Annotated in this window: 18 protein-coding genes; 8 read left to right on the forward strand and 10 right to left on the reverse strand. The window is 47.2% G+C overall.

Translation table 11 applies throughout. From position 1 onward, the window contains the following. Positions 1 to 840 carry a YitT family protein gene (locus G3352_RS01395; RefSeq protein WP_163753151.1) on the reverse strand — a complete coding sequence of 280 codons (840 nt, stop codon included), beginning with the start codon at positions 838 to 840 and terminating at the stop codon, positions 1 to 3. A gap of 376 nt (positions 841 to 1,216) precedes the next feature. On the opposite strand from G3352_RS01395, the gene desA reads away from it, so the two are divergent. From desA to G3352_RS01410, 3 genes are all read left to right on the forward strand, one after another. Next, the gene (desA, locus tag G3352_RS01400; RefSeq protein ID WP_163753153.1) at positions 1,217 to 2,275 is read left to right on the forward strand and encodes a Delta(5) desaturase DesA; all 1,059 of its coding nucleotides are present in this window, start codon (positions 1,217 to 1,219) and stop codon (positions 2,273 to 2,275) included. A gap of 93 nt (positions 2,276 to 2,368) precedes the next feature. Further along, on the forward strand, positions 2,369 to 3,517 hold the full coding sequence (locus G3352_RS01405; RefSeq protein ID WP_163753356.1) for a histidine kinase: 1,149 nt from the start codon (positions 2,369 to 2,371) through the stop codon (positions 3,515 to 3,517). Further along, positions 3,514 to 4,113: a response regulator transcription factor gene (locus G3352_RS01410; protein WP_076291012.1), complete on the forward strand. Its 600-nt coding sequence runs from the start codon at positions 3,514 to 3,516 to the stop codon at positions 4,111 to 4,113. The genes G3352_RS01405 and G3352_RS01410 overlap by 4 nt, the downstream gene beginning before the upstream one ends. Before the next feature lie 141 nt (positions 4,114 to 4,254). Here G3352_RS01410 and G3352_RS01415 read toward each other — a convergent pair whose 3' ends face one another. From G3352_RS01415 to G3352_RS01425, 3 genes are all read right to left on the reverse strand, one after another. Next, entirely contained in the window at positions 4,255 to 5,163 is a 909-nt protein-coding gene (locus tag G3352_RS01415; RefSeq protein ID WP_163753155.1) for a hypothetical protein, read from the reverse strand. 61 nt (positions 5,164 to 5,224) lie between these two features. Further along, the gene (locus tag G3352_RS01420; RefSeq protein ID WP_163753157.1) at positions 5,225 to 5,965 is read right to left on the reverse strand and encodes a polysaccharide deacetylase family protein; all 741 of its coding nucleotides are present in this window, start codon (positions 5,963 to 5,965) and stop codon (positions 5,225 to 5,227) included. Between the two features lie 396 nt (positions 5,966 to 6,361). Further along, entirely contained in the window at positions 6,362 to 6,865 is a 504-nt protein-coding gene (locus tag G3352_RS01425) for a ferritin (RefSeq protein ID WP_076291009.1), read from the reverse strand. 174 nt (positions 6,866 to 7,039) lie between these two features. On the opposite strand from G3352_RS01425, the gene G3352_RS01430 reads away from it, so the two are divergent. After that, entirely contained in the window at positions 7,040 to 8,302 is a 1,263-nt protein-coding gene (locus G3352_RS01430) for an amino acid permease (protein WP_163753159.1), read from the forward strand. A gap of 53 nt (positions 8,303 to 8,355) precedes the next feature. On the opposite strand, the gene G3352_RS01435 is transcribed toward G3352_RS01430, so the two are convergent. From G3352_RS01435 to G3352_RS01450, 4 genes are all read right to left on the reverse strand, one after another. Continuing rightward, complete coding sequence (locus tag G3352_RS01435) at positions 8,356 to 8,478, reverse strand: dihydroorotate dehydrogenase (protein ID WP_099852733.1); 123 nt, start codon at positions 8,476 to 8,478, stop codon at positions 8,356 to 8,358. A 98-nt stretch (positions 8,479 to 8,576) separates the two neighbouring features. After that, entirely contained in the window at positions 8,577 to 8,834 is a 258-nt protein-coding gene (locus G3352_RS01440) for a YolD-like family protein (RefSeq protein ID WP_076291006.1), read from the reverse strand. Between the two features lie 163 nt (positions 8,835 to 8,997). After that, positions 8,998 to 10,692, reverse strand: a complete 1,695-nt coding sequence (locus tag G3352_RS01445) for a DUF11 domain-containing protein (protein WP_163753160.1) — start codon at positions 10,690 to 10,692, stop codon at positions 8,998 to 9,000. Beyond that, positions 10,689 to 17,399 carry a DUF7507 domain-containing protein gene (locus G3352_RS01450; protein ID WP_163753163.1) on the reverse strand — a complete coding sequence of 2,237 codons (6,711 nt, stop codon included), beginning with the start codon at positions 17,397 to 17,399 and terminating at the stop codon, positions 10,689 to 10,691. Before G3352_RS01450 ends, G3352_RS01445 begins: the two co-directional genes overlap by 4 nt. A 306-nt stretch (positions 17,400 to 17,705) precedes the next feature. Here G3352_RS01450 and G3352_RS01455 point away from each other — a divergent pair, with 306 nt between their 5' ends. Next, positions 17,706 to 18,749, forward strand: coding sequence for a GGDEF domain-containing protein (locus G3352_RS01455; RefSeq protein WP_240342879.1), 1,044 nt, complete (start codon positions 17,706 to 17,708; stop codon positions 18,747 to 18,749). Between the two features lie 101 nt (positions 18,750 to 18,850). On the opposite strand, the gene G3352_RS01460 is transcribed toward G3352_RS01455, so the two are convergent. Beyond that, complete coding sequence (locus G3352_RS01460) at positions 18,851 to 19,372, reverse strand: hypothetical protein (RefSeq protein WP_163753167.1); 522 nt, start codon at positions 19,370 to 19,372, stop codon at positions 18,851 to 18,853. Between the two features lie 52 nt (positions 19,373 to 19,424). After that, positions 19,425 to 21,119 (reverse strand): sensor domain-containing diguanylate cyclase, encoded by a 1,695-nt coding sequence (locus tag G3352_RS01465; RefSeq protein ID WP_240342880.1) that lies wholly within the window; start codon positions 21,117 to 21,119, stop codon positions 19,425 to 19,427. Between the two features lie 254 nt (positions 21,120 to 21,373). Here G3352_RS01465 and G3352_RS01470 point away from each other — a divergent pair, with 254 nt between their 5' ends. The 3 genes from G3352_RS01470 to G3352_RS01480 are packed head-to-tail and all read left to right on the forward strand — an operon-like array spanning position 21,374 to position 26,139. Further along, complete coding sequence (locus G3352_RS01470) at positions 21,374 to 24,328, forward strand: Na+/H+ antiporter subunit A (protein WP_163753177.1); 2,955 nt, start codon at positions 21,374 to 21,376, stop codon at positions 24,326 to 24,328. A 1-nt stretch (position 24,329) separates the two neighbouring features. Continuing rightward, the gene (locus tag G3352_RS01475) at positions 24,330 to 24,668 is read left to right on the forward strand and encodes a Na(+)/H(+) antiporter subunit C (RefSeq protein WP_024631879.1); all 339 of its coding nucleotides are present in this window, start codon (positions 24,330 to 24,332) and stop codon (positions 24,666 to 24,668) included. Next, positions 24,661 to 26,139 carry a Na+/H+ antiporter subunit D gene (locus G3352_RS01480; protein WP_076291001.1) on the forward strand — a complete coding sequence of 493 codons (1,479 nt, stop codon included), beginning with the start codon at positions 24,661 to 24,663 and terminating at the stop codon, positions 26,137 to 26,139. The genes G3352_RS01475 and G3352_RS01480 overlap by 8 nt, the downstream gene beginning before the upstream one ends. The last annotated feature ends 4 nt before the right edge of the window (positions 26,140 to 26,143 follow it).

Genomic DNA, 26,143 nt, shown 5'->3' on the forward strand with positions numbered 1-26,143 from the left:
TTACGATTTGGACAATTCAATGAACCCTTCACCAAATACGTCACGCACATCATGGATCGTTATGAAAGCAATCTCGTCCTCCGCTCGCACAATCTTCTTCAGCATTGGAACTTCTTGTTTGCTAATGACAATATATAAGATCTCTTTCGGGTTCTTTGTATAGTAGCCATGACCAGACAGGACAGTGACTCCCCGATCCATCTTCTCAATGACCTGTTGAGCAATGGCATCCTGCTTGGTAGATATAATCGTAACTGCTTTTTTCGGATTGAGCCCTTCAATAATGAACTCCATCGTTTTGGTTCCGACGAACAACATGACAATCGTACACATCAAACCTTGCGGCCCTATAATGAAGAAAGACGAGAACGCCACGATCAAATCGAAGAATAACAGTCCATAACTGATGTTCCAATACAGATATTTGTTGGCAAGTCGGGCCAGAATAACCGTCCCCGCCGTTGTTCCGCCTACTCTAACAATCAAGCCGATACCCAGACCGGCAAATAATCCACCAAAAATGGTATTGATCCAAAGCTCGTCCGAAGCAATCGTCCAGCTTTCAGTGAGGTGCAGGAACAGCGAGTTGAATACCACCGCAATAATGGTATACACCGTTGTTGTTCTGTCCAGAAACTTATACCCCACAAGTAGCAAAATACCATTCAGGAGCAAGTTCATCAGTCCTGGAGACCATTCAAAAAGGTAATACAAAATAATAGTAATCCCCGTAACGCCGCCTTCAGCCAGATCATTCGGGATGACGAACAGGTTTACTGCAAGTGCAAACAGAAATGCACCCGCCATAATAAATAGAATATCCGTTATTCTTTTCTTCATCATGCACTCCATCCAATCCATCAGAAAATCAACCTATCAACCAATTTCATAAGTTGTCATAACCACTCAATGATAGATTCTACCATGCCATGAACAAAATTTGTATACATAATACAAATTGTTGCGCGAATTGTACAAAGGAATTCGAAATCAGTGCTTACTTAGGCTCTGCAAAGCAGTTTAACTTCATCCACCCATGACAAATGTCATGGGTCATCATTGATATTCATCATTACACTATACTGACGTTTATGACTTACTGCACTGGACGCATTCTTATACAATGATAAAAACGCCTCACTTGGAGACATCTTCCCAGGAAGCGTTAGGTTATAACTGATTACAGTTATTGACCATTGAAGGAGGACATACGTCAATGAGCAGATCCAAGGAAATGGCGCTAAAAAAAGAAGTCACCCCTTATGAGAAAAACAATCTTCGCTTGAGTATCCAACAATTAGTGAATTCCATACTGCCATTATTATTATTATGGGCCGCAGCGTACTATAGCTTGTCCGTGTCCTACTGGTTAACATTTCCGATTGCCCTCGTTGCCTCGGGATTTGTACTTAGAACGTTTATCATTTTCCATGACTGTTGCCATGGTTCATTCTTCAAAAGCAAACGTGCCAACGACATTCTCGGCACCATTACAGGTGTATTAACCCTGACGCCTTACCTGCAATGGAAAAACGAGCATTCCATTCATCACGCAACCAGCAGCAATCTCGACAAACGTGGTGTTGGCGATATCTGGGTTATGACCGTAGAAGAATACAAAGCAGCTTCCCCTTGGGGTCGTCTCTTTTATCGTATTTATCGTAATCCGTTTGTCATGTTCGGTATTGGACCGATTTATGTATTCCTGTTCGCCTACCGTTTTAACCGTAAAGGTGCAAGACGCAAAGAACGTATGAATACTCACCTGACTACAGTGTTGATCGTAGCTCTTTATGCCTCCATGTGCTGGTTAATCGGCTGGCAGGCTTTTGTACTGGTGCAAGCACCCGTATTTTTCTTCTCCGGCTTCTTCGGAATCTGGCTGTTTTATGTACAGCATCAATTCGAAGATACGTACTTTGAACATGAAGATGAATGGAGTTATGTGAAAGCTGCTGTAGAAGGTAGTTCATATTATAAATTGCCAAAACTGTTGCAGTGGATCAGCGGCAATATCGGGTTCCACCATGTGCATCACTTGAGCCCACGTGTACCCAACTATTATTTAGAAGAAGCACATAATGCAACCCCACCATTACAGAAGGCAACAACGATTACGCTGCGTTCCAGCCTGGCTGCCCTGCGCTTCCGTCTGTGGGACGAAGAATCCAAGCGTTTTATTAGCTTCGGCGAGATCAAAACGTTATCCCGCAAGCCTTACGTTCAACCGCCTATTCGAGTAAACAACCAAGCGGGTCTGACAGAGAAGCCTTAACTCTGTCGGATTCGTTTTCTTGTATTCAGGCTAAAGTCATGCTACAGTCAGGCTAAGTTTGAGTACAATGCAAGTCCGAGGAGGAGAATTTTCATTCAAAAGTGGATGCAGCTCTTTTATAAAAATACAGGTTTAAATCCATATGTATGGCTCGTCTTTTTCATCCTGCCCTTCTATTATATTTCGCAATATTCCAAATTGTGGCCTATGGTTGCGGGCATTTTCATCATTCTGTTCTTCTTTGTTTGTTATCTGCTTGCCTTCATCACCAAGGGCTGGCAAGTCTATATGTGGATTGGACTCTTGATCGCCATATCGATTACGATGACCATCGCTTATGATTATGCCTATTTCTCATTGTTTCTTGCTTTTTTTATTGGGAATATTAAAAATAAAGCCGGTTTCTTCACCCTCTATTCGGTGAACCTGGCAGCCAGTTTTCTAACCATTAATTATAGTTTCATCAAACAGAGCACCCTGTTGCTCAGTCAGTTCCCGTTTGTATTCATTACTCTTATGGCATCCATTCTGCTTCCGATCAGTACGTATAACAAAAATAAGCGTGAACAGCTGGAAGGCCAACTGGAGAATGCCAACAAACGGCTCGATGATCTTGTGAAAATGGAAGAGCGGCAACGTATCGCACGCGATCTGCACGATACACTTGGACAAAAGCTCTCTCTTATCGGTCTGAAAACCGATCTGGCGAAGCGTCTGCTACGCATGAATCCTGATCAGGCCGAGATTGAACTGAACGATCTGAGACAGACGGCAAGTACGGCCCTGAAGGAAGTTCGGGAAATGGTAACGACCATGCGTGGCACACAACTGGTGGATGAACTGTTCCGTGCCGAACAGATTTTGAAGGCCGCTTCCATTGAATTTGTACTTGAAGGCAATCCGAAGTTACAAGATACGTCACAGCTCAATGAAAATGTACTCGGCATGTGCCTGAAAGAAGCCGTTACGAATGTGGTCAAACACAGTCAAGCTGCGGTATGCACCATCCGTATTGAGGAAACATTGGCCGATAATGTATTAACCGTTCAGGATAACGGAGTCGGAATCGAACGTACTCGCAAGCAAGAACGGCGCGGTACCGGAATCTTGGGGATGAAAGAACGACTTGAATTTGTGAACGGTTCTCTGGATATTCGTTCCGGAGCAGACATGGAAGGTACAGGCATTGTCATCCATGTTCCCAAGCTGGTCCGCAAACCGATAAAGGAGGTTGAACAATGATCAGGATCGTAATCGCCGAAGACCAACGTATGATGCTGGGGGCATTGTCTTCCCTACTCAATCTTGAAGAAGATATGGAAGTGGTAGGACGCGCAAGTAATGGACAGGAAGCCCTTGCTCTCGTCAGGGAGCATTCACCAGACATCTGTCTAATGGACATTGAAATGCCCGTCAAAAGTGGCCTGGAGGCCGCTGAGGAACTTAAAGGAATGAACTGTAAAGTCATTATTTTGACAACCTTTGCCCGGACCGGATATTTCGAGCGTGCTTTAAAAGGTGGTGTACGCGGTTATCTGTTAAAGGATAGCCCGATCGAGGAACTGGCCGAAGCAATCCGTCAGGTCATGAATGGAAGACGTATTTTTGCACCCGACCTGGTGGACGAGGCTTATGTTCAGGAGAACCCTCTGACCGAACGTGAAAATGCCGTTCTGGGCCTGATGGCTGACGGTAAAAATACAAAGGAAATTGCCGGACATTTATTTATTACAACCGGTACGGTGCGAAATTACATCTCTATTATCCTCAACAAGTTAAATGCAAGTAACCGCATTGAAGCCATTACCCGTTCCAAAGAAAAAGGGTGGTTTAAATGAAAGTACCGCTTTAACCCAATGAAACATAAATAAACAAGGTACACCTTCCCATCGGTGCACCTTGCTTATACAAGGATAGGTTGGTCTGGAGCATTCACTTCGGACCAGCCTATTTCCTTTTGATGCTTTTTTAAAGCCTTGCTATTTTACAGAAACAACCATGCCCAAAGCTTCCAGTGGCACCTGCTCGGTCTGAAGCTGATGAATCTGCTTGCCATCTTGCCAGGAGATTGTTACATTGACGCTTTTACCACCGCTTGGGTACTCCACGTTCACGAATCCTTTATCCTTTGGTGCAGGCAGGGTATGGGACTCCAAGTACTCCACCATTCTCTTCGCAATCCCCGGATTATTCATGTTATCTTCGGAAATGGAACGAATCTGTAACGTCCATCTACCTTCTGTCCAAGTCAGATACTGACTGCCCGCCGCGCCTTCAGTCATACCCTTGATACCATGTCCCAGATCCACTGTCATATCCTTCGGAAAGTCTTTCAAGTCTGTCTCAGGGAAAATATCTGTGCTGTTCGAATCTTTATATGTCTTCACTTCATAGGATGCCAGAACAGGCACCTTGCTGCCAGAGGCCGTCAATGAAGCATCATTCACCGCAACAGGCTGGTCAGTGGAATAAAAGTTAATGTGAAACGCATCTGAAGTATTCGATGTGATCGATGCAGTCAGATGTTTTCCCTTTTCCAAGGAAAATGAAGTAGGTAACGAAGCGTTCTTCATCTTCAGCTGACTGCGAATGTCCTTAATGACATCGTTCGCACTCTGCTGGGTTTGACCGTTACTGCTCGTTTCCGAATTCGATGTCCCGCTTCCTGCAGAACCTTCGGTCCCCGTTGTTCCTGTGGTATCTGTTCCGCTATCTTTGTTTCCACTGGAGAAATCGGCTCCTCCACTGCCTGACTGAGTCTGTTCACCCACCGCGGGAGACGTGTTGTCCGCTGATGATGCTTTGGTATCCTGGCCACCACACCCCGCAAGAGCAAGCAGCACTGCTGTTGTCACAGGAATCGTCATCCATAATTTGGGTTTACTCATGTTGTTGTCCTCCTTGAAGCCATTATTGGAATCAGCTTACATTGTTGTCTAGCCTGAATTTTTAACGTTTGTCATTCCAGAAATTGACGGGCTGTACTTTCTTGGTCAGCACTTCAAACTGATAGCCTTCTGCTTTCAGTGTTTTTAACACTTGCGGAAGTACTTTCAATGTCGCTTCTTGGTCGTGCATCAGTACCACAGGGGTGGTTCCGCTCTTTTGCACATTATGGATCTGCTTCATCACACTGTTGTAGACTTTCTGGTGATCCTTCTTGTATTTCCAATCCTCGGAATCAACATTCCAATCCCACAGATGGAATCCACCCTGACCCAGTAGAACATTGCGATATGTCGGTTTGAGATACGGTTTGCTGCCGTATGGAGTACGAACGAGGCTGGTTTTGACGCCTGCCACTTTATTCAAGCTTTCATTGGCCTTCTGCATTTCTTTCAAGCCGCTGTATGCGGATTTATAAAATTTACCGGGAACATGCGTTACGCCGTGCAAGCCCAGTCCATGTCCGTCTGCAACAATACGCTTAGTAGCCTTCTGAAACTTCTCCATCTGAGGTCCAAGCATGAAGAATGTCGCCTTGGCATTGTACTGATCCAGAATATCCAGTAATTGTCCCGTGTGGGCGGTCGGCCCATCATCGAAAGTTAGATATATGATCTTGGAGCTCGCTTTATTTCCAGCATGCTTGGATGCGGATGATGCAGCTGAAGCCGACTGCGGCAATAGCAATGGAATGATCAATAGAATAGCAAGTGCGGTGATGAACGTTTTACGAATATGTAGCATAATAAAAGTCTCCCTTATGTCTTGTATTTCCCCGGGTGTCTATGTTTCTCTCATTGCAGCCCTTGGCGATAATCCTAATACTATCAAAAAGAGTGCGTCCCATTCTCGCTTCAAATGCTACGTTCGAGTTACACTTTTGTCAGATTACCCAAAAAAATAAAACGAATTTGATAGATTTGCTCGAAAAAGAACATCCGACGGGATAGATCAATGTTGACATATATTCTATTAACCCAAATTGTGGTTTCTGATAGAGTCATTTCTGGAATTTATATGAAGCAAGCGAAGAAGCTTAAAATGGTATAACAAAAAAGCCTGCTCGAGAGCAGACTTTTCATATGTAGATCGATTTTCTTGTTGTTCGGATCAATCCTGGTTACTTTGCTTAGTGCCCTCTTACTCCGCAGGAGCTGTGAACGAACGTTTACCAAATTCGGCGTCCAGCATGTAGAACGCATTGCTGTCTTTTTCGATGCGGCGCAACTTCTGGATGATATTATCAAACAGAGCTTCCTCTTCGACTTGCTCATCGATGAACCATTTCAGAAAATACATTGTGGCATGTTCACGCTCATTCAAGGCAATGTCAGCCAGATTGTAGAATTTCTTCGTATTTTGCTGCTCGTGTGCATATCCATGTTCGAACACATCCAGCATCGAGGAATATTCATTCTTCGGTTCTGGCAATGCAGCAAGCGTAGCGCGTTGTCCGCGGTCATTCAGGAATTTGTATATTTTCATCGCGTGGAACCGCTCTTCCTCTGCTTGTACGATGAAGAAGTTGGCAAATCCGTCCAAGCTTTCGCCGGAACAGTATGCGGCCATCGCCTGATATACGTGAGCCGAATAAAATTCGAAGTTCATCTGTTCGTTCAAAGCTTCTGTCAACTCTTTACTCATTAGGGGTACACCTCATTCTTTCTCTAGGGATGGTTTTATTTTATCATAACGTCCGCATGACCGATATCGAAACTTCTACAAAATTCGCCAATGACTGATTGCATCTCTTCCTATATAATTACATAGTTCTCGCTCTAAAATCATTTCATTTTGGAAGGCAGGCCTTTTTATTTCATGAACACATCTTCTTCACAGCTCAAAAAAACAATAGGTATGCCGCAAGCTGTTGCGCTTTATATAAGTGCAGTTCTTGGTTCAGGTGTCCTGATTGTACCCGGACTTGCTGCCGAACTGGCAGGGCCGGCTTCACTTCTCGCCTGGGGAGGCATGGTGCTGCTGATTCTCCCGCTTGCCCTGTCCATGGGATTACTCTCAGCCCGATACCCGGACGCAGGCGGTGTATCCCATTTCGTTACCCTCGCTTTCGGACAACGGGCAGGAGCCTTAGTTGGATGGTTCTTTCTAATGTCTGTTCCCATCGGTGCTCCCGTAGCTGCCCTTACAGGTGCAGGCTACATGACGGCTGCACTGGGACTCGGGGAAGGATATAGAACAGCGATTGCCGCCCTCATGCTGGCGGCTGGACTGATCATTAACATTGTGGGCATGCAGGTCGCCGGAAAGGTACAGATTGGCGTTGTGCTGGCGATTATTATCGTGCTCGTCATGGCATTTGTATTTGCTATTCCGAATATGGAATCCATACATTTCACACCATTTATGCCAAGTGGTTGGGTCAGCGTGGGACAGGCTGGAGCCATTCTATTCTGGTGTTTTATCGGTTGGGAAGCTGTATCTCACCTGTCTGAAGAATTTACTGATCCACGCAAGGCAGCTATTAAAGGTGTAACGATTGCAGCCATCATTGTAGGTGTGCTCTATTTCCTGACTGCACTGGCGACAGTCGGAACTCAAAGCTATCTTCATGGCGGAGCAGATGTCTCTCTCGTATGGATTATTAGTCAGGCTCTCGGTTCCTGGGGTGGATTACTTGCTGGGCTGACTGGTATATTTATTTGCACCGCTACCGTCATTGCATATGCTGGTGCTGCATCCCGAGTCGCCTATGCACTGGCAAGACAAGGATCTGCCCCGCAATGGATGTCCCGCTTATCCGGTCGGTACCATACACCCATTGCTGCAATCGGCTTTCTGGCCATCTGTTTTACTCTAGTGTTGTGCATATACGGATCAGGTCTCGTGTCACTCACGACACTTATTCAGTTGCCCAATGCAACCTTTATTCTCACCTATCTTGGCGGATGCGCAGCCGGAATACGTTTACTCAAGGGCAGTCGTACTGGGGTAACCATCAGTTGGATTTCCTTTGTGGCGACGGCCATTGTGTTCCCTTTTGCCGGGTGGGCCGTTCTCTACCCGGTGGTGATCGTTGTCCTCTACGGCCTAGTCAGTCGCAAACGACAAGACAAAATATAAACAAAAAAAGCTCTGCCGCGATGGCAGAGCTTCCTTTATTCATTTGAAATAAATTATACCAGGAACGCTTTGGAGATGATAACCAACAGGATGAACAGAACCAGAATGGCGCCTACAGAAGTAAAACCTCCGTATCCGTAGCCTCCTCTTGTTTCTCCACCTAATACTTCGCTCATTGACCGTACCTCCTCTGCAACAGGTATGGGTTATCTTATGCAGGGAGAACAGATTTGACAGGGCGGATGCCCTGTTTCAGATCTTGTTTATCATTTTTTCAATACCGTGGAGAATCAATGCGCATAATATCCAAGAATGGCACTTTGGCCGTAAATTCTTCCTCTGTATACTCAACATGTACTAGCCGAGTACGTGAGTCCAACTTCACAATGACCCCATGAACCTGATCTTCCTTGCCCCATACGGTCAGCAACACTTCCGAACGTTCATGAAACGCCTCAACCAGTTGGTTCCCCAGCTCTTCCAGTTCAAACTCGTCCCGGGTAGGTCTTTTTGCAACTTTTGCTTTTGCCAATGTAGCGGCCTCCTCTATAGCTAATCCGACGTCCCGAATCCACGGGTTATTTGCCGAGGTCATATTTAATTAGTATACCATTCATTCACGTTCGTGTAATGTCATGACTCCATAATGAAGCAAAAAACCCCTTACATTTACAGGAAAAAGCTAGTATCTCCCTTCATTCATCGCCATCTTCAACAATAATGGTGTATACATTCGAAATGGACTGTCCTGAATGCCTCTGACCGTTCCACTCGTAGGTATACTTTGCAGTTACGGTACCCTGCAGGATTCCCAGTTCTTCAGCGGAGGATATTTGTGCAACGTAAGTGACCCATTTCTCCGCTCCAGGTTCCATCTCACCCAAATGTAAATATCTTGGTGAAGAATACTCTGAAATGATCGCTCGATCCCGTACTTCTGCTTCCCCAATCCATTTGGCACCTGGAGGGAGCACATCAGCCAACTGCACCCGCGCGGGCCAGGACCCTGTGTTGGTCACATGTACATGAAAGGTTACATTTCCTCCCCTTTCGATCAAGTCTGGCTTCACTTCCACATGAACCGAGATGATAGGAAACTTCAACTGAATGACAGCCGTATTGGAGGAAATTATTCGTTGCACAGAACGCGAATCTGGCAAGCGAAATGTATAGATCAGGCGAGCCTGATTCATCAGTTCGAAGACTGCAGGTACACCTCGCTCCTGCTCTGTGAGGTGCACTTCAAATTGGATATTAACCACGGAACGTGCAGTCAACGTTCCCAGATTGATGCCTTTGACTGGATTTGTTCCAAGCCGTTTCACACCGTTCCACCCCAGGCTCCCCTCAACATAGCGCATACCTGGCGGAAGAAAATCCGTCACGATAGCATCTACTGCAAAAGAACCTTCATTGTGTACCGTTATTTGGTATTGAACGGTATCCCCAGGAGTAGCGATGGGTGGATTCACACTTTTCGCAATCGAAATCCGAGGTTGAATGATTTGCAAAGTTGCTACGTTCGAGTATACATTCTCCAATGTGTCACCTGAAACGTACTCTAGCACTGCCTGAATTGTTAAATTCTCAGCTATGCTTCCTCCCGTGACCTGTACTCGAAATTGAATTAAAACAGATTCTTCGGGCAGTACCTCGCCTATCATAATCCCGGAGTCAGGCGTCGTCTCGGGAACAAAAATCTCATTCACAATGACACTTCCCGGAAGAAATTCAATACCTTTTGGTAATGGGATCGTTACACTGGCATCGTTTCCTATTATAAAACCCGGGTTACTCACCAAAAGGTTGTAAGTGACGATATCTCCGACAAAGGTTTGCACACGATCTGCATTCAAAACCAACGACAGACTTGACGAGACCAGGTTTACTTCTACCACATTGGATTGCTCTTCTCCCTCAACCATTCGTCCTTCCGGCGTAACAAATATATAACGTATCTTCGCTTGATTCACCAGTTTCAAGGTCTGAGGAAGACCGACGATGATCACCTGAAAATGAATTCGCAACGTCGCTCCAGGTACGACTTCCTGCGCAGGAATCCCTCTCTCCGGTGATACTCCTGGCAGCGGAGTTCCATCCAGGAGTACACTGTTGGGGAGAAGTGAAGTTTCCGACGAGAGCGAATCCAACACATGGACCATGGCAGCACAATTACCCGAATTCACAATTTCAATCAGAAAGGTCAGTGTCTGCCCCAGTGCAGCCTCAGCAACGTTGCAAAACTTGTAAACCTCCAGCCTGGGGCCGATCCATGGTGTAACTACCGTATTAGAATAGGCCACCTGTTCCAGTTCAGTCGTACCCGAGCTGAATCGAACCAGTGACTGATTCTGTAGCGTGTGGGACAACGGACCGGAAGATTGGCTCATATCACCACAACCTCCACTCTGAATGTAACGGTAACCGAAGCACCGGCGGCAATCGAACCGAGTGTTATCCCTGTATTCGGATTCCCCGTAGGCCTTGCCACGCCATCCACCGTAACACTTCCCGCTACAAATACGGTGCCTGTTGGTACAGGGTCTACCATAACTACGTTATTGACTACCTCAATTCCACTATTGGTTACCACAACTGTATAGGTGATCACATCGCCGACAACAGCATCAACTGCACTTGTGCTTTTGACCACAACGACATTTGGTGCAGATACAGGAATCACCAGAACGTTGGAGGATACCGTACCCGTCAACTGACGTCCATCCGGCGGACTAAATGTATAATTGGCCACAGCCTGATTGACCAGCTGCTGATTCTGCGGCAAGAAATCCACAGTCACTTCAAGGGTAACCGTTACATTAACAGACCCTCCTGGAGGTATCGTCCCAACAACAATCCCTGATTCCGGATTTGCACCTGGCTGTGGAACACCATCAATCAGGACACTGTTAGGAAGTAGTACTGCTCCATTCGGAATGTTATCCGTAAGTGTCAAATTGGCTGCTAAATTCCCACTGTTGGAAATGGTAAAAGAATAGGTAATGATGTCACCGATGGTGGCATTGGACGTACTCGCTGTTTTGGTTACGGCAATAATCGGCTGATAAATTGGTGTTACCACGGTATTTGAATAGGCTGCTCCCGAGAATACACCTGATGTGAAACTTACCGATGACTGACTGCTCACTTGCGGTGGCGCAGGCAACGTGTTGACCCGAACCGCATACGAAACGGATACAGATGCTCCAGGTGCCAAAGAACCAAGCGCTATACCCAGTGTCGGGTTAGCCGAGAGACGCGGAACGCCGTCAACCAGGACACTGCCCGTAACAAAAGTAACAGCCGAACTGATTGGATCGGTTAACACGACATTGTTGACAGGATCAATTCCGTTATTGGTTACGACCATCTCATATACAATCGTATCACCCACTACAGCATCGATTACTGGTGTCGTCTTGACGACACTGACATTTGGAGCAGACACCTGAATATTGAGAGAATTGGACGAAAGACTGCCTCCCAGTGTTCTTCCATCCGGCAGCGTGTAGGAATAAGTTGCTGAAGCCTGATTGGTTATGGCCTGGCTTAAAGGGAGGGTGATGATTACGACCGAGAACATAACTACAGTTGTTGTGGAGACTACACCTAGTGGAATCCCTGAAGCCGGATCGGCTCCTGGTGCTGAAGCTCCATTAATAATGACGCTATTCGGCACAAGTTCTGTTCCTGCAGGAATGGTATCCGTTAACGTGACAGATGCCCCAAAGTTCCCTGCATTGGTGATGGCGATGCTGTACACGACGGTATCCCCTACCGTAGCTATAGTCTGGTCTCCCGTTTTGACTGCCGACAGGATCGGTTGGTATACCGGGGTAGTGACTGTATTGGAAAATGTGGTAGCTGAAAAAACACCTGATGTAAAACTCACCGTAGACTGATTGTTTAACACCGCACTGGATGGGAGTGCTGTAACCTGCACACTAAACACAACGGTCACGGTAACTCCAGGCGCGATGGAACCAAGCGTTATTCCGGTTGAAGGATTGACACCTGGTCGAGGAACACCATCAATAAACACACTATTTGCTGTAAGAACAGTACTTGCCGGCAGTGCATCCGTGAAGACCACATTGCTGACAGTCGCTATTCCGTTATTAGTTACTGCAATGCTGTACGTTACGACATCACCAACAGATACAGACGTAGATGTCGTAGATTTCACCACATCGACATCGGGAGCCGACACCGAAATGGTAAGTATATTAGACAAAACAGAACCCGTGATGTTGCGTCCGTCAGGTAGCGTGAAGGAAAGAGCGACCGAAGCCTGATTCACCAGCTGTTGCGGGGTAGGCAAAGTATCAATAACCACGGAAAAGGTAATCGTTGTTGTTGCTCCAGCAGCGACAGTGCCTGCCGGAATACCTGCTGCGGGATTAGCCGCAGGTAATGGTTGACCATTTACAATCACACTGTTCGGAACAAGTATGGTTCCTGTAGGGATATTGTCCGTTAGGTTAATCTGGGCACCATAGTTACCCTGATTGTTGACGGTAATCGTGTAACTGACGGTATCTCCAACGGTAGCATTTTGTGTACTCGCCGTTTTTTGTGCTGATAGAATGGGCTGAAATACCGGTGTAACCACAGTATTGGAGAACGTTGTGCTTGAGAATGTCCCCGAGGTAAAACTCACTGTGGATCGATTGCTTAATTGTTCACTTGGAGGGATCGCGTTAACATTGATACTGAAAGTCACAGTAGCGGACGCTCCGGGAGCGAGCGTTCCGAGCGATATCCCCCCTGCCGGATTGGAGACGGGCTGCACCACCCCATTCACTGTGACACTACCTGCAACAAAAGATGCCCCGGTAGGAATCGGATCCGAAAACTGAATATTGTTTACCGGTGCTATTCCACTGTTCGTTACCAGGATAGAGTATGTGACTGTATCACCTACGGCAGCCGCAGTCGAAACAGTACTTTTTACCACGGCAACATTTGGCGAAGAGACTGGAAATGTCAGTGTATTTGAAGTGGCTGTTCCTGTTAACGTTCGTCCGTCAGGGGGTGTGAATGTATAAGATGACGTTGCAAAATTGCTAAGTTGCTGCGGAGACGGAAGTGAATCCACTACAACAGCGAACGTGACAACAGCTGTCGCTCCCGCTGCCACAATGCCTACCGGAATCCCCGTTCCTGGCGTCGCTCCAGGCTGTGGTACACCAGATACCACAAGGCTGTTGGGTACAAACGTCGTGACAGCAGGAATCGTATCCGTCACCGTAACGTTTGCTTCCAGATTGCCTGTGTTACTGACAGTTACCGTGTATACAACTGTGTCACCTACAGTTGCATTTACTGTATTCGCTGCTTTGACGAGTGAGATTTGCGGTTGTATGACCGGAGTCTGTGTTGTATTGGACGATGATGACCCCGAAAATGAACCGGATGTGAAGCTGACCGTCGACTGATTGTTAATCTGTGAAGGGATCGGCATAGTAATCGTCACCTCAAAAGTTACGGTAACCTCGGCTCCTGGAGCCAACGTACCGATTGGAATGCCGGCGGTCGGATTGGAGAGCGGGAATGAAGTCCCGTTCACAATGACGCTTCCGGGTACAAATGGGGTATTCGGAGGAAGAGGGTTGACATATACCACATTGTTAACGGCTACTGTTCCGTTGTTACGAATAACAGATGTGTATCGAATGACATCCCCGACCACGCCGTACTCTACATTGTCACTGTTTACTATCGTTACATTGGGCAAGGATACGGGAATGTTAACGGTGTTTGATGACGAAGAACCGGCAACTGTTCTCCCACTTGGAAGAATGTAGGCAAATGATGCAACCGCTTGATTAGTCAACTGCCTTGAATCAGGCAAACTTGTGACCGTTGCAACAAAAGTTACCGTTACGTTCGAGCCTGCAGCGATCGACCCCAAATTAATTCCTGTTACCGGGCTAACACCCGGTGTAGGTACACCATTAATAATGACGCTGTTCGTACTGAATACGGCTCCCGCAGGAATCGGATCCGTCAAGGTAACCGTCGCGGCAATATTGCCTGAATTATTGACCTGAATGGAGTAATTAAAGGAATCCCCTACCGTCAAATTCGAGGTGCTCGCTGTTTTTGCTACTTGGATCACTGGTTGATATATAGGTGTATTCACCGTGACAGACGAAGAAACGCCATTAAAACTGCCTGACGTAAATGCGGCACTTGCCCGGTTGCTGACTGAACCTGTGGACGGAACGGATGTCACTCTTGTTTGATAGGTCACCGTAACGCTGCTTGAACTGTTCAATGCACCGACTGCAATACCCGAAAGCGGACTTGCATTCCTTGCAGCAGTTCCATTAATTGTGACACTGCCGGAGACGAATTCCGAACCGGCTGGCGTATCCGAGATCACGAGATTTTGTACTGCACTTGATCCCGCGTTTGTTGCAGTAACCGTATAGGTAAGAACATCTCCTACAGTTGCATCCGGAGTGTTTACTGTTTTGCTAATAGAGATATTGGGGGCCGATGCAGATATGCGAACGATATTGGATTGGCTGCTGCCTGAGAGATTCCGTCCACTCGGAAGCTGGTACGTATAACTAGCAGTCCCCTGATTCTCCAGCGTTGGCGGAGATGGGAGTGTAGTGAGTGTAGCTCGGAACACTACCGTTGCAGTTGCTCCTGGCAGGAGACTTCCCAGCGTTATTCCGGTTAACGGACTAGTTCCGGGACGTGCACCACCATTCACGGTTACTGAATTGGGGACAAACGTCAGACCTACTGGAATCGTATCGGTCACTGTTACTTGTGCCCCTAAGTTTCCAGTGTTCGTCACCACTAGTGTATATGCAAGCTGATCTCCCAGTGTCGCATTCGTTTGACTCGCCGACTTGTTGATACCGATGATCGGCTGGTATACAGGGGTTGTGATTGAATTAGAGTTGGAAATCCCCGTGAACGCACCTGAGCTATAGGATACGGAAGCCCGGTTGACCAGCGAACCTGATGTGGGCAGGGACTGCACATTAATCTGAAACGTCACCGTCGCAGAACTTCCGGCTGTCAGCGTTCCTAGCGAAATTCCACTGCTCGGATTGGCCGATGGTATGACAGTCCCTCTGACGGTCACACTGCCGGGTACGAACGTAGTTCCAGCGGGGAGAGCATCCGTGAGTACCACATTATTAATCACCTGGATGCCGCTATTGGTAGTAACTATGGTGTACGTAAACGTCTCCCCAACTGCAACATCAGTGATTGATGCCGATTTTACCGTTGTTACATTGGGCAATGTAACGGGAATCGTCAAGGTGTTCGAAGCTACTGTGCCGTTAATAGTCCGACCATCAGGAGAGTTAAAGGAATAGGTGGCCGTGGCCTGATCCACAAGGGTTGGAGGCGTAGGCAAGCTTGTTACGAGTACCTGGAAGGTTACGGTATTTGTACTTCCTGCCGCGAGGCTCCCCAAATTAACGCCAGTCGCAGGATTAGCACCAGCAATCACATTTCCATTTAGTCGGAAGCTGCCAGCCACGTACGAGCTGCCACTCGGAATGTTATCCGTTAATGTAACGTTGGCAGCAACATTCCCCCCGTTGTTCACCTGAAGCGTATACGTGACCTGATCACCCACCGTAGCGTTGGTTGTACTCGCTGACTTCACAATGGACAGGTTTGGTGAATAAACAGGAAGTGTAGAGTTATTGGACGGAATGACTCCCGTGATCACTGAGCCCCCTGCCACACTTTGGAACGTAAAGGCGGCATTCGCTGAATTCACCAGTTGCAGTATGCTTGCATCCTGGCCAATGAGTGCACGATAGGTTACAACGATACTGTTGGATAGGTTTAATGAACCAAGCGGAATGCCGGCGGTTACATCGAGTGTTGGGCGAGACACACCAGCGACCGTTACACTCCCTGGAATGAAGGTAAGCCCTACAGGCAATGAATCAGATAGCACAACGCTGGCCGCACTGGCTGTACCTGCATTGCTGACAGTAACGGTATAAAGAATGCTATCCCCCGCTACCGCACCAGAGGCGACGGATGCCTTGGCCACTGTAATTTTGGGTGCATTGATATCAACCTGAATCGCATTGGCATTGACAATGTATGCATCCCCGGAGGTCGTTAACGTTAACACCGCAGATGACTGGTTGTTGATCAGTCTCGCTGACACATCTACATTGGTAATATCCCAGCCTTGACGTCCGCCGATAATATTGGTGCCTGGGGCGCCGTTCGTCTGGTTCCGCGTTCCGAAAGTTCCTGTTGTATTAAGCGTTCCTGTATCGCCGTTGATTTGAGAAGCAAAAAAGTTTGCAGCCAGATTGTTTGGTCCGGACAAGGCAACCGAGGTTGCCGAGGTTGGCCCGAATAATGCCTGATCCCCAGTCCGGTTCGCGTCCCCTTCCTGTGCACTGAACAGGGCTCTGCCTCCCAATGCACCCGAAAGCGGAGTGGCAAATCCAGTCAGTGTGGTAACAACTGGAGCCGAGGTAGATTGGACAAGTACTCCACCTGCACGCAAGGACATGTTGCGAAAGGGCAGGCTGGGGTTCTGATAAATGACTCCAAGTGTCCAGCCTGCATGATTGGCTGTAGCATCATTAGTGATGACAATCGTTCCTACAACTGCTCCGGTGGTATATGTACCGGCTCCCCCATTTTGTACAAGCGAAGTAACATTGGCTGAACGCACATAGCCAGCAGCGCCGTTCCCTAGATCAAATTGATTATAAGTGGCTGGGTCAGGAGTAACACTGGATGTACCCGCTGGTGTAATAAATGTTACCGGATTGTTAATTGCAGCACTCAGATTGACTGTTCCATTGATGTAACTTCCACCCCAGATCAATTCTGCATACAAGACGGTGCTGCCAGCAGGAAGAACGAGTATCGCCGCTGAACTGTTGCTCTGATACAGGCTCGTGGTTCCCATTGGATAGGTACCGTACTGGACGGTGGCGTTGGTTGTCGTAAAGGCTCCAATACTGTCCTGTGTTCCGGGTACTCCGGCTGTGTCCGAACGACTCAGTCCAAGCGTGTTGCCTGTAAATGTAATTGCTCCCGTAGCATTAACGGTTGAACGAACGACAAGAGGAATTGATCTCACCTCCCCTTCATCTTAATTGGAATCATATGAATTGGAGCCTTCACACACAGTCTATGAGCCTGATTTGGATTTTTGTTTGTCCTATAAAAGAACTTTATGCGCTTTGCACTTATGTAAGCTTTGTTTTCATATTTAAATTAAATGATTTGCGTTTCGTGCAATGTGTTTTATAATTAAAACATACGAGAGCAGTGTCTGTCGTATCATTATGATGCAGTCAGCGGTGATATATTGAAGAGTCCCAACTTACATAGCAACCATATCCCAACCGAGTACGAATTCAAGCATTCCAAATGGATCAAAAAAATGCTTCGCGCTTACTGGGTCGTCGTATTAACGCATGTTGTCATTCAAATAGGCTGCTTTCTGTTTCTCGATTATGATCGCACTCCAGAAGATTTCATGATCTATGTTTTATTTTGGCCTACATTAGCCAGCGCTTTAGCTATTCTCATCGCCAGTTGGGTAGAACGCCGTTTCAGCTCATTTTCCTTCTATTCCATGTCCATGGCCAGCACAGTCATTGCCTGGACTATCATTCATGTCAATTACGATATTAGGATCATCCTGGCCATTTGTCTGTTGCCAATCTTTGCTTCGGTTCTGTTCTTCAGCAAAAAAAGAGTATGGACGGTTTGCCTCATGCAGATGATTGGTTATGTCATCGTACTCTGCGACCCAGCCTATCGGCTGTACTTATCTTCGTTTGACATGGTTTCCATTCCGGCTTTTCTCATTGTAGGTACATATGTTGCACAGTTAATTGTTACGAGCGGTGTGGAGGTACTGGATGATCTTCAGGCCAGTATGCTTGCCAAGCAGGATCTGATTGTGCGAAACGCAATTATGACCAAACAGTCCAAGACAGACGGGTTAACCAATCTGTATAATCAAAGCTCCTTTAAGGACTACTATGAAAAAGCGTTTGAATATGCCAATAATGGCATGAGTCTACATTTAGCTCTGATTGATATTGACAACTTCAAGTCAATTAATGATACATATGGGCATCGGGTTGGAGACGCTATTCTGGAGAGAGTCTCTCAGGTCATCCAGGAGAACATCACCTCAAGCGATATTGCAGCGCGTTATGGTGGAGAAGAATTTGCACTGTTAATGTTTGAGCAACCTTTCGAGCAGGCACATGCCTTGGTGGAGCAGATCCGCAAGAAGATCGCCCGTCATGTTCATTTGGAGCTTGAAGGCGCTTATATTACGGTAAGTATCGGGCTCAAAAGCTACAGCGCCCATCTGTCGAAGGACAAGCTGTTTGAGGAAGTGGATGCGTGTCTCTATGCAGCCAAACGAACGGGGAAAAATAAAACGATGACGTCCCTTGATCTGGTCTAGTACTTCATATAAAATGCAAAAAAAGTAGTGCTGTTCACCGGGAAGCCGGCTGTACATCACTACTTTTTTTACTGCCTAATCGTCAATTCGAATGTATCGGTTCATTCTGCCCATTCCCAGCGATGTGCATTTTGCTCCAGTTTCGGGTGGAGCTTAACGGCATCTCCATCAATAATCAGACGTACTTCCTTAATCCAATCTTTGAACGAATCAAATGATGCGAACTGATTCGCCATCTCCACCGTGAGATACAGAAAATGGGGAGCGGGATATTCTTCTGCCATATGACGCAACGCTGCTTCAATCGGCGTATACTTCTTTCGTTTGCCTTCCCAGCCTTCCACCCGTATGCGGGAGGATGCATGCTCCCTTCTCCAGTCATGAAGGCGATCTTCCCTTTTGTAAAAAGGCTGCACACCATCTTTGCTCATTCGCTTCACTGTATTCTCATGCAGCGGATAGAGCACAAGTTGCACAAAGGAACGTGTGTCCGCAATATCAGCGGCGTGTACAAGCTGTTCATCTGTTATGTGCTCAAATGAATCATAGAAAATCAGCGTGCCTTTCCGGGTAGCCGGGGGCGGTTCATAACCATAGGGTACATTGGTATATTTTCCAGACATCTCATCGCTCCTTGCCTGTATGCGGATCAGTTAACTCTTACTTTATATTATATTATTCTCTAACTATGTTCTTCAATTCTGGATAGAATGTCATTCTATTTTTGCCCGCACGTTTCGATTCATACAGCGCCTCATCTGCCATACGGATAATTTCACTCGGATTGCCACTGTTGGTAGGATATTCAGCACCCCCAATGCTGCAGCCAATATGAATTCGCTCATATTCAATAATAAACGGCTTATTCAGGCTCTGGATGATATCTTCCCCATAGGTACGAGCTTCTTCTCTTGGATTGCTTCCCACAGAGCGGAGCACAATGAGGAACTCATCGCCGCCAAGCCTTACCGTGATGCCCTTGTCATGACGGATACTGGTCAAGCGCTGAGCCACTTTCTGCAGCAGAACATCTCCGGTCTGATGCCCAAGCGTATCATTCACACTTTTGAATCCATCCAGATCAAGGTAAAGGAATGTTAATGTGTGATTTTCACTTTCCATCTCCAAGGATTCTTCCAGATAGAGCTCGAAAGCTGTCCGGTTTGGCAGTCCGGTCAACTGGTCGTAGTGGGCCAGATTCTGCATAATAACCAGTTCCGAGTCCTTATTTGTTAGCGAAGTCAGCATATCTCCAAGGGAACGCGACAATACTTCGATTTCCCTAAAGCCCCGATTTTCGGGAATCTGTACTTGTTCTCCAGCACCAAGTCGATTCGCCACTTGAGTCAGCCGTGCAATCGGAGCCGCGATCTGTCGGGAGATTAGCCAACCAATCAATCCAAACAGCGCCGTAACCGAGAGCCCTGCCCAGACATTGAACCAGAGCATGTCGGTCACGGAAGCAAACGCCGCTGACTTGAGCTGACGAATAACCACCGTCCACCCAAGACCGGGATAGTCCAGATGCCCCTGGCTAGTAGCAAACCCTGTTACATATTCTTTTCCATCCGGCCATTCTTCTATGGACCAGCTGCTTTTGTTCGATCTTGCCCCTTCAATGCCCGATAGCTTCAAAGGACGACCAATCCATTCTTTTGGACCAAGCAGCACCGTATTTTCCTTTTGACTGACAATAAACATTTCAATATGCTTTTCCTCGTGTTTCAGAGGCTCCAGGACACTTTCCTCCAGTTCCTTCGCCCAGGCCCAGCTCAAATGTGCGGCAAGCACGCCAGCAATCTCTCCGTTCTTGTATTTTACCGGAAAGCTGATATCGACAAATTGCAGCGGTTCGCCGGTTGGGTTCGGAAGCAGCTTCGCCAGAAGGACTGCATCATGGACATCTCCGATAAATTTACCCTTGATTCCCTCCTGATACACAGGTCGCTCCGATAAATTTTCACCGCGCAATATGCCGTCTGTGGAAGCCAGCACTTTTCCTTTGGGATTCATGAATCCAACCCATGAGAATGTGGGAAAGCTATCTTGAAGCTGATTCAGCAGCATCTGCATTTCCGCAGGCTCAAAGCGGTCCTCTAGGGCAATCATTCGGCCCAGAAGATCCAATTCTCCTGAACGCGACCACATGAAGCGATCCAACTTGTCTGAAGTCTGAGAAGCTGTGCTGATGAGGGAATGACCAATCTCCGTTTCGACAGCTATGGATGATTTTTGACTTAGAATATAACCAATCGTGAGTGTAACCAACAGGGACAACACAGCGAAGGTCATGGTTAGAACAGTTTTAAGCTTGAATGACATAACTTCCTCCAATAAACGGTGAAACCAGCTTGCTTTTTTCAACATCATTCATGCTGTTAAGAACTACGGGATGTCACCTATTCGTTTTCATCTTTATCGGAAATAATGTCTTTTTTCATTATACATATCCATACAATATGGGGACGCTATTCGTACCGTGTTTCTTCCATTCAAAGAATAGTCACGATTCTGTATATACATACTTGGGTTATGAATATAGAGAGCAAGCATATCAAATCCTGATGATGTACCTGCTCGTTACAACAGAAAGCATTAGAAATTCAGTCATTGGGGGTGTAATGTTGAGCCTGCTTCATGTTGCTGTGATTCTGCCTTTTGCCGCTGGTATTGCTCTTGCCATGCTGCATCGATTCTTCCGTAAAATACATATGGGATGGCTGGTTTTACTTGTCCCGGCCCTATTATTTGTTTATTTTGCGAGCCTCATACCCGCCGTGTCCCAGCGTAACGCAGTATCCGGATATATTCCCTGGATTCCGTCACTGGACATCGGATTTAATCTATATCTGGATGGTCTAAGTCTGCTGCTGACACTCTTAATTACGGGAATAGGAACTCTGGTGGTTCTTTACTCCATTTTCTACATGGATACCAAAGAAGCCCTGCACCGTTTCTACCTTTACCTGCTCATGTTTATGGGAGCCATGCTCGGCGTGGTATTGTCTGACAATATGATTGTGTTGTATGGATTCTGGGAATTGACCAGTATTACGTCCTTTCTCCTGATTGCTTTTCATTACAAACGCAAGGCGTCCACTTCGGGCGCACAAAAGTCGTTCCTGATTACCGTTTTTGGTGGTTTTGCCATGCTTGCCGGATTCATGCTGATGTACCTCATGACGGGTACGTTCAGTATTCGCGCAACGATTACGGAATGGGGCCAGATTCAGGATAGTGCAATTTTCTTGCCTGCGCTTGTGCTGATTCTGATCGGGGCTTTTACCAAATCCGCTCAGTTCCCGTTCCACATCTGGCTGCCTGACGCCATGGAAGCTCCAACACCCGTCAGCGCTTATCTGCATTCGGCGACCATGGTTAAGGCGGGGCTATATGTTGTAGCCCGGTTTACACCCATCTTTGGTGGACAGGGATTATGGTTCTGGCTCGTCACCGGGGTTGGACTGCTCACCCTATGTTATGGATCATTCCTTGCCGTGAAAAAAAATGACCTTAAAGCGATCCTGGCCTATTCTACCATCTCACAGCTTGGTCTGATCATGTCTCTGCTCGGCGTTGGCTCGGCAGCCATCTATTTCGGATATGGCGAATCCTCCGCGATGTACACGGTTGCCATTACGGCAGCACTGCTTCATCTGTTCAATCACGCTACCTTCAAGGCTGCACTGTTTATGGTCGTTGGCATTGTGGATCATGAGACAGGCACGCGGGATATAAGAAAACTCGGCGGACTTGCTTCATTTATGCCAGTGACCTTTACGGTAGCGCTCGTCGGAGCACTCGCCATGGCCGGAATTCCGCCGTTTAACGGATTTCTCAGCAAGGAGTTGTTCTTCCAAGCTATGGTGGAAGTAACACACCTCCGCATCTTTGGACTCGGATCATGGAGTGTACTCTTGCCTGTGTTCGCCTGGCTCGCAAGTGTGTTCACTCTGATCTATGCGCTTATTATTGTGTTCAAAACATTCCTCGGTCGCACCCGCAGCGAGATTCCTGCTGAGAAGCTGCATGAAGCTCCCGTTGGCATGTTGATTCCTCCGGTTATTCTCGGGATACTTGTGATCATATTCGGTCTATTCCCAAATCTGCTGGCTGGATCATTAATTGAACCGGCGATGGCTGCTGTACTTCCATCACTGCTGAACGGAAATGAGCACTTTGATGTTCACTTCTCCCTATGGCATGGCATCACACCAGAATTAATCATGACCATTGGTGTAATCGCCCTCGGTATTACATTGTACAAACTGCTGCCGCGCTGGAGAACGATTTATGAGCATTACCCACAAGGGTTAACGATAAACAATATGTACCATGTCGTACTCGATAATCTTCAGCATTATGCACGCAAATGGACGGAAGCCTATATGAATGGCTCGGTTCGTAACTATCTGGTATATATTTTCTCGTTCACCGTTGCATTGCTGGTTTATGCCTTTTTCCGTTCAGGTGAAAATATTACCTGGAACTTCAAAGGTAATGCCCCTTTTTCTTTCTATGAAGCAGTACTGCTCATCGCACTGATTGCGGCAGCGGTTTCGATCCCTTTTGCCAAGAACAGGCTATCCGCAGTCATTATGACAGGCGCAGTGGGTTACCTCGTCACATTACTGTTCGTGCTGTTCCGAGCCCCGGATCTGGCATTAACCCAGATGATTGTCGAAACGGTCTCGGTTGCGCTGTTCCTGCTTTGCTTCTACCATCTGCCTGAGCTGCAACGGGGCAAATCGAGCCGACGCTATCTCAGTGTGAATATGGTTGTAGCAATTGCAGTAGGTGTGGTCATGACCTTTGTTGCATTAGCAGCGAGCGGAACCGCATCACTGGAGAGTATCTCCGACTTTTTCATTCAGGAAAGTTACAATCTGGCTGGCGGCAAAAATGTTGTCAACGTGCTGCTGGTGGATTTCCGTGGATTCGATACCCTACTGGAGATTATGGTACTGGGGGTAGCTTCGTTGTCCATCTACTCCATGATTAATCTGAATCTCGAAGCGAGGGACCTTGGCGCTAGACTGAAATTCCGCAAGAAAGAACAGACTGAAGAAACCGAAGAAGATACGGATGACAAATCGGACAATACGAAAAAGTATGGCAATCGTGAACGCAGCTCGTCAACGTGGGATACCGTACCACTGCAAAGCAACGATGTATTATTGCAAACGACGACTAAAGTTGTTGTCTTTATCATTCTGACCTTCGCGCTGCATCTGTTCTTCGCAGGACATCATAACCCGGGTGGCGGGTTCATTGGTGGTCTGGTGACCGCCGCTGGTCTAGTATTAATCGCGCTCGCGTTCAGTACAGATACTGTACGCAAAGCGTTACCTATCGATTTTCGCACCTTGACAGCCATCGGGCTGGGCATTGCCTTATTGACTGGAGCAGGCTCGTTTTTGTTCGGCGTACCCTTCCTGAGTCAGACCTTTGGTTATTTTGATCTCCCAATACTCGGAGAAACGGAACTTGCAACCGCGATGCTGTTTGACCTCGGTGTATATCTTGCCGTCCTGGGAGTCACCATGAATATCATTCTACAGATCGGGGAGGATCGCTGATATGGAAATATTGATGTGTGTGGCCGTTGGCATTCTGTTTGCAGTCGCCGTCTTTTTAATCTTATCGCGGAGCCTGCTCCGAATCGTGCTCGGTATGTCCATACTCACTCACGGGGTGCATCTACTGCTGATTACGATGTCCCGTCTCAAAACTGGAGCACCGCCGCTGCTTGGGGAGCAGGCTGAACGCTACGTTGATCCACTTCCCCAGGCGCTGATATTGACATCCATTGTCATTAATTTCGGACTAACCGCCTTTTTCTTTGTACTCTCCTATCGTTCCTATCTGAAGCTGAAAACAGACGATATGGAAGAAGTAAGGGGGCGTCCTTATGAATAATCTCGTTGTTCTGCCCATTCTGCTGCCACTGATTACCGGGGTTATAGCCCTTCTATTCTTCCGGCGGGTAAACATCCAGCGGGTTGTTAGTGTTATTGGCCTTTTGCTGACGGCAGCCGCTTCAACCGTGCTGATTACCCAAGTGACACAATCCGGGATACAGACGCTCAATATGGGAGGCTGGGAACCACCATACGGTATTGTACTTGTTGCAGATATGGTATCGGCATTGCTCGTCGTGGCTGCTTCGATCATTGCACTGGCATGCCTGCTCTACGCCTTCCGAAGTGTAAATAAGGAACGGGAAGAACATCATTTTTATCCGTTCTTTCATTTCCTGATTGCAGGCGTGAACGGTTCCTTTCTTACCGGAGACCTGTTTAACCTGTTTGTCTGCTTTGAACTGATGCTCATCTCTTCTTATGCACTGATTGTATTAGGAGGTACGGAAAGACAATTACGAGAAACGATCAAGTATGTCTTGATTAACATTGTCTCTTCTGCGCTATTTGTTGCCTCGATTGGATTTCTCTACTCTGTTACCGGCACATTAAACATGGCCGACTTGTCCAATCGGATCGCTGAAGTCGGACAGAGTGGAGTCATCACCCTGATCGCTGTCCTCTTCCTGATCGTGTTCAGCATCAAGGCCGGACTATTCCTGTTCTTCTGGTTGTCCGGCTCTTACGCAGCCCCACCGGCAGTGGTCACCGCTTTATTCGCCGGTTTGCTGACCAAAGTTGGCCTGTACGCCATTGTGCGAACATTCACACTAATTTTCTATCATGATCCGGATTTCTTCCATGCCCTTATCGGCTGGATGGCGGGAGCGACCATGGTACTCGGGGTAATCGGGGCTATTTCCTATCGAGACGTCAATAAAATACTGATCTACAACGTGATCGCAGGGGTGGGATTTGTAGCTTTCGGGATGGCTGCAGCCAGCCGTCCTGCACTGGAAGGTCTGCTCTTCTACATGCTGCATGATATGCTCATCAAAACACTGCTATTCCTGCTCGGAGGCGCTCTAATCGCGGTCGCAGGCACCTCAAAACTCGACAATATGGGCGGGCTGATCCACCGCTACCCACTGCTTGGTTGGATGTTCTTCATCAGTGCACTTGCGCTGGCAGGTATTCCTCCGTTCAGTGGATTTCCTGGGAAATTGTTGTTATTTGAAGGCGGGTTACAGGCTGGCTTGTACGGTCTGACTGGCATTGCCGTCCTTTCCAGTCTACTGATGTTGTATTCGGTTCTTCGCATCTTCATCCAGGCGTTCTGGGGTGAACCGCCTGCAGGCGCAGTGAGAAGACCTTATGCCGTGAATGGCCTGCTCATCCCTGCCGGAATTCTGTTTGTGTTCATCATCGCGATGGGTGTGGGGGCTGAGGGCATGTTCCAACTCACCTCCCGCGCCGGCGACATTCTGCTGCATCCCAATGTTTATATTGATGCAGTCTTGAAGGAGTAGATGC

The organism is Paenibacillus sp. ALJ109b, from assembly GCF_010747435.1.
In the GTDB taxonomy this organism is placed as follows: domain Bacteria; phylum Bacillota; class Bacilli; order Paenibacillales; family Paenibacillaceae; genus Paenibacillus; species Paenibacillus taichungensis.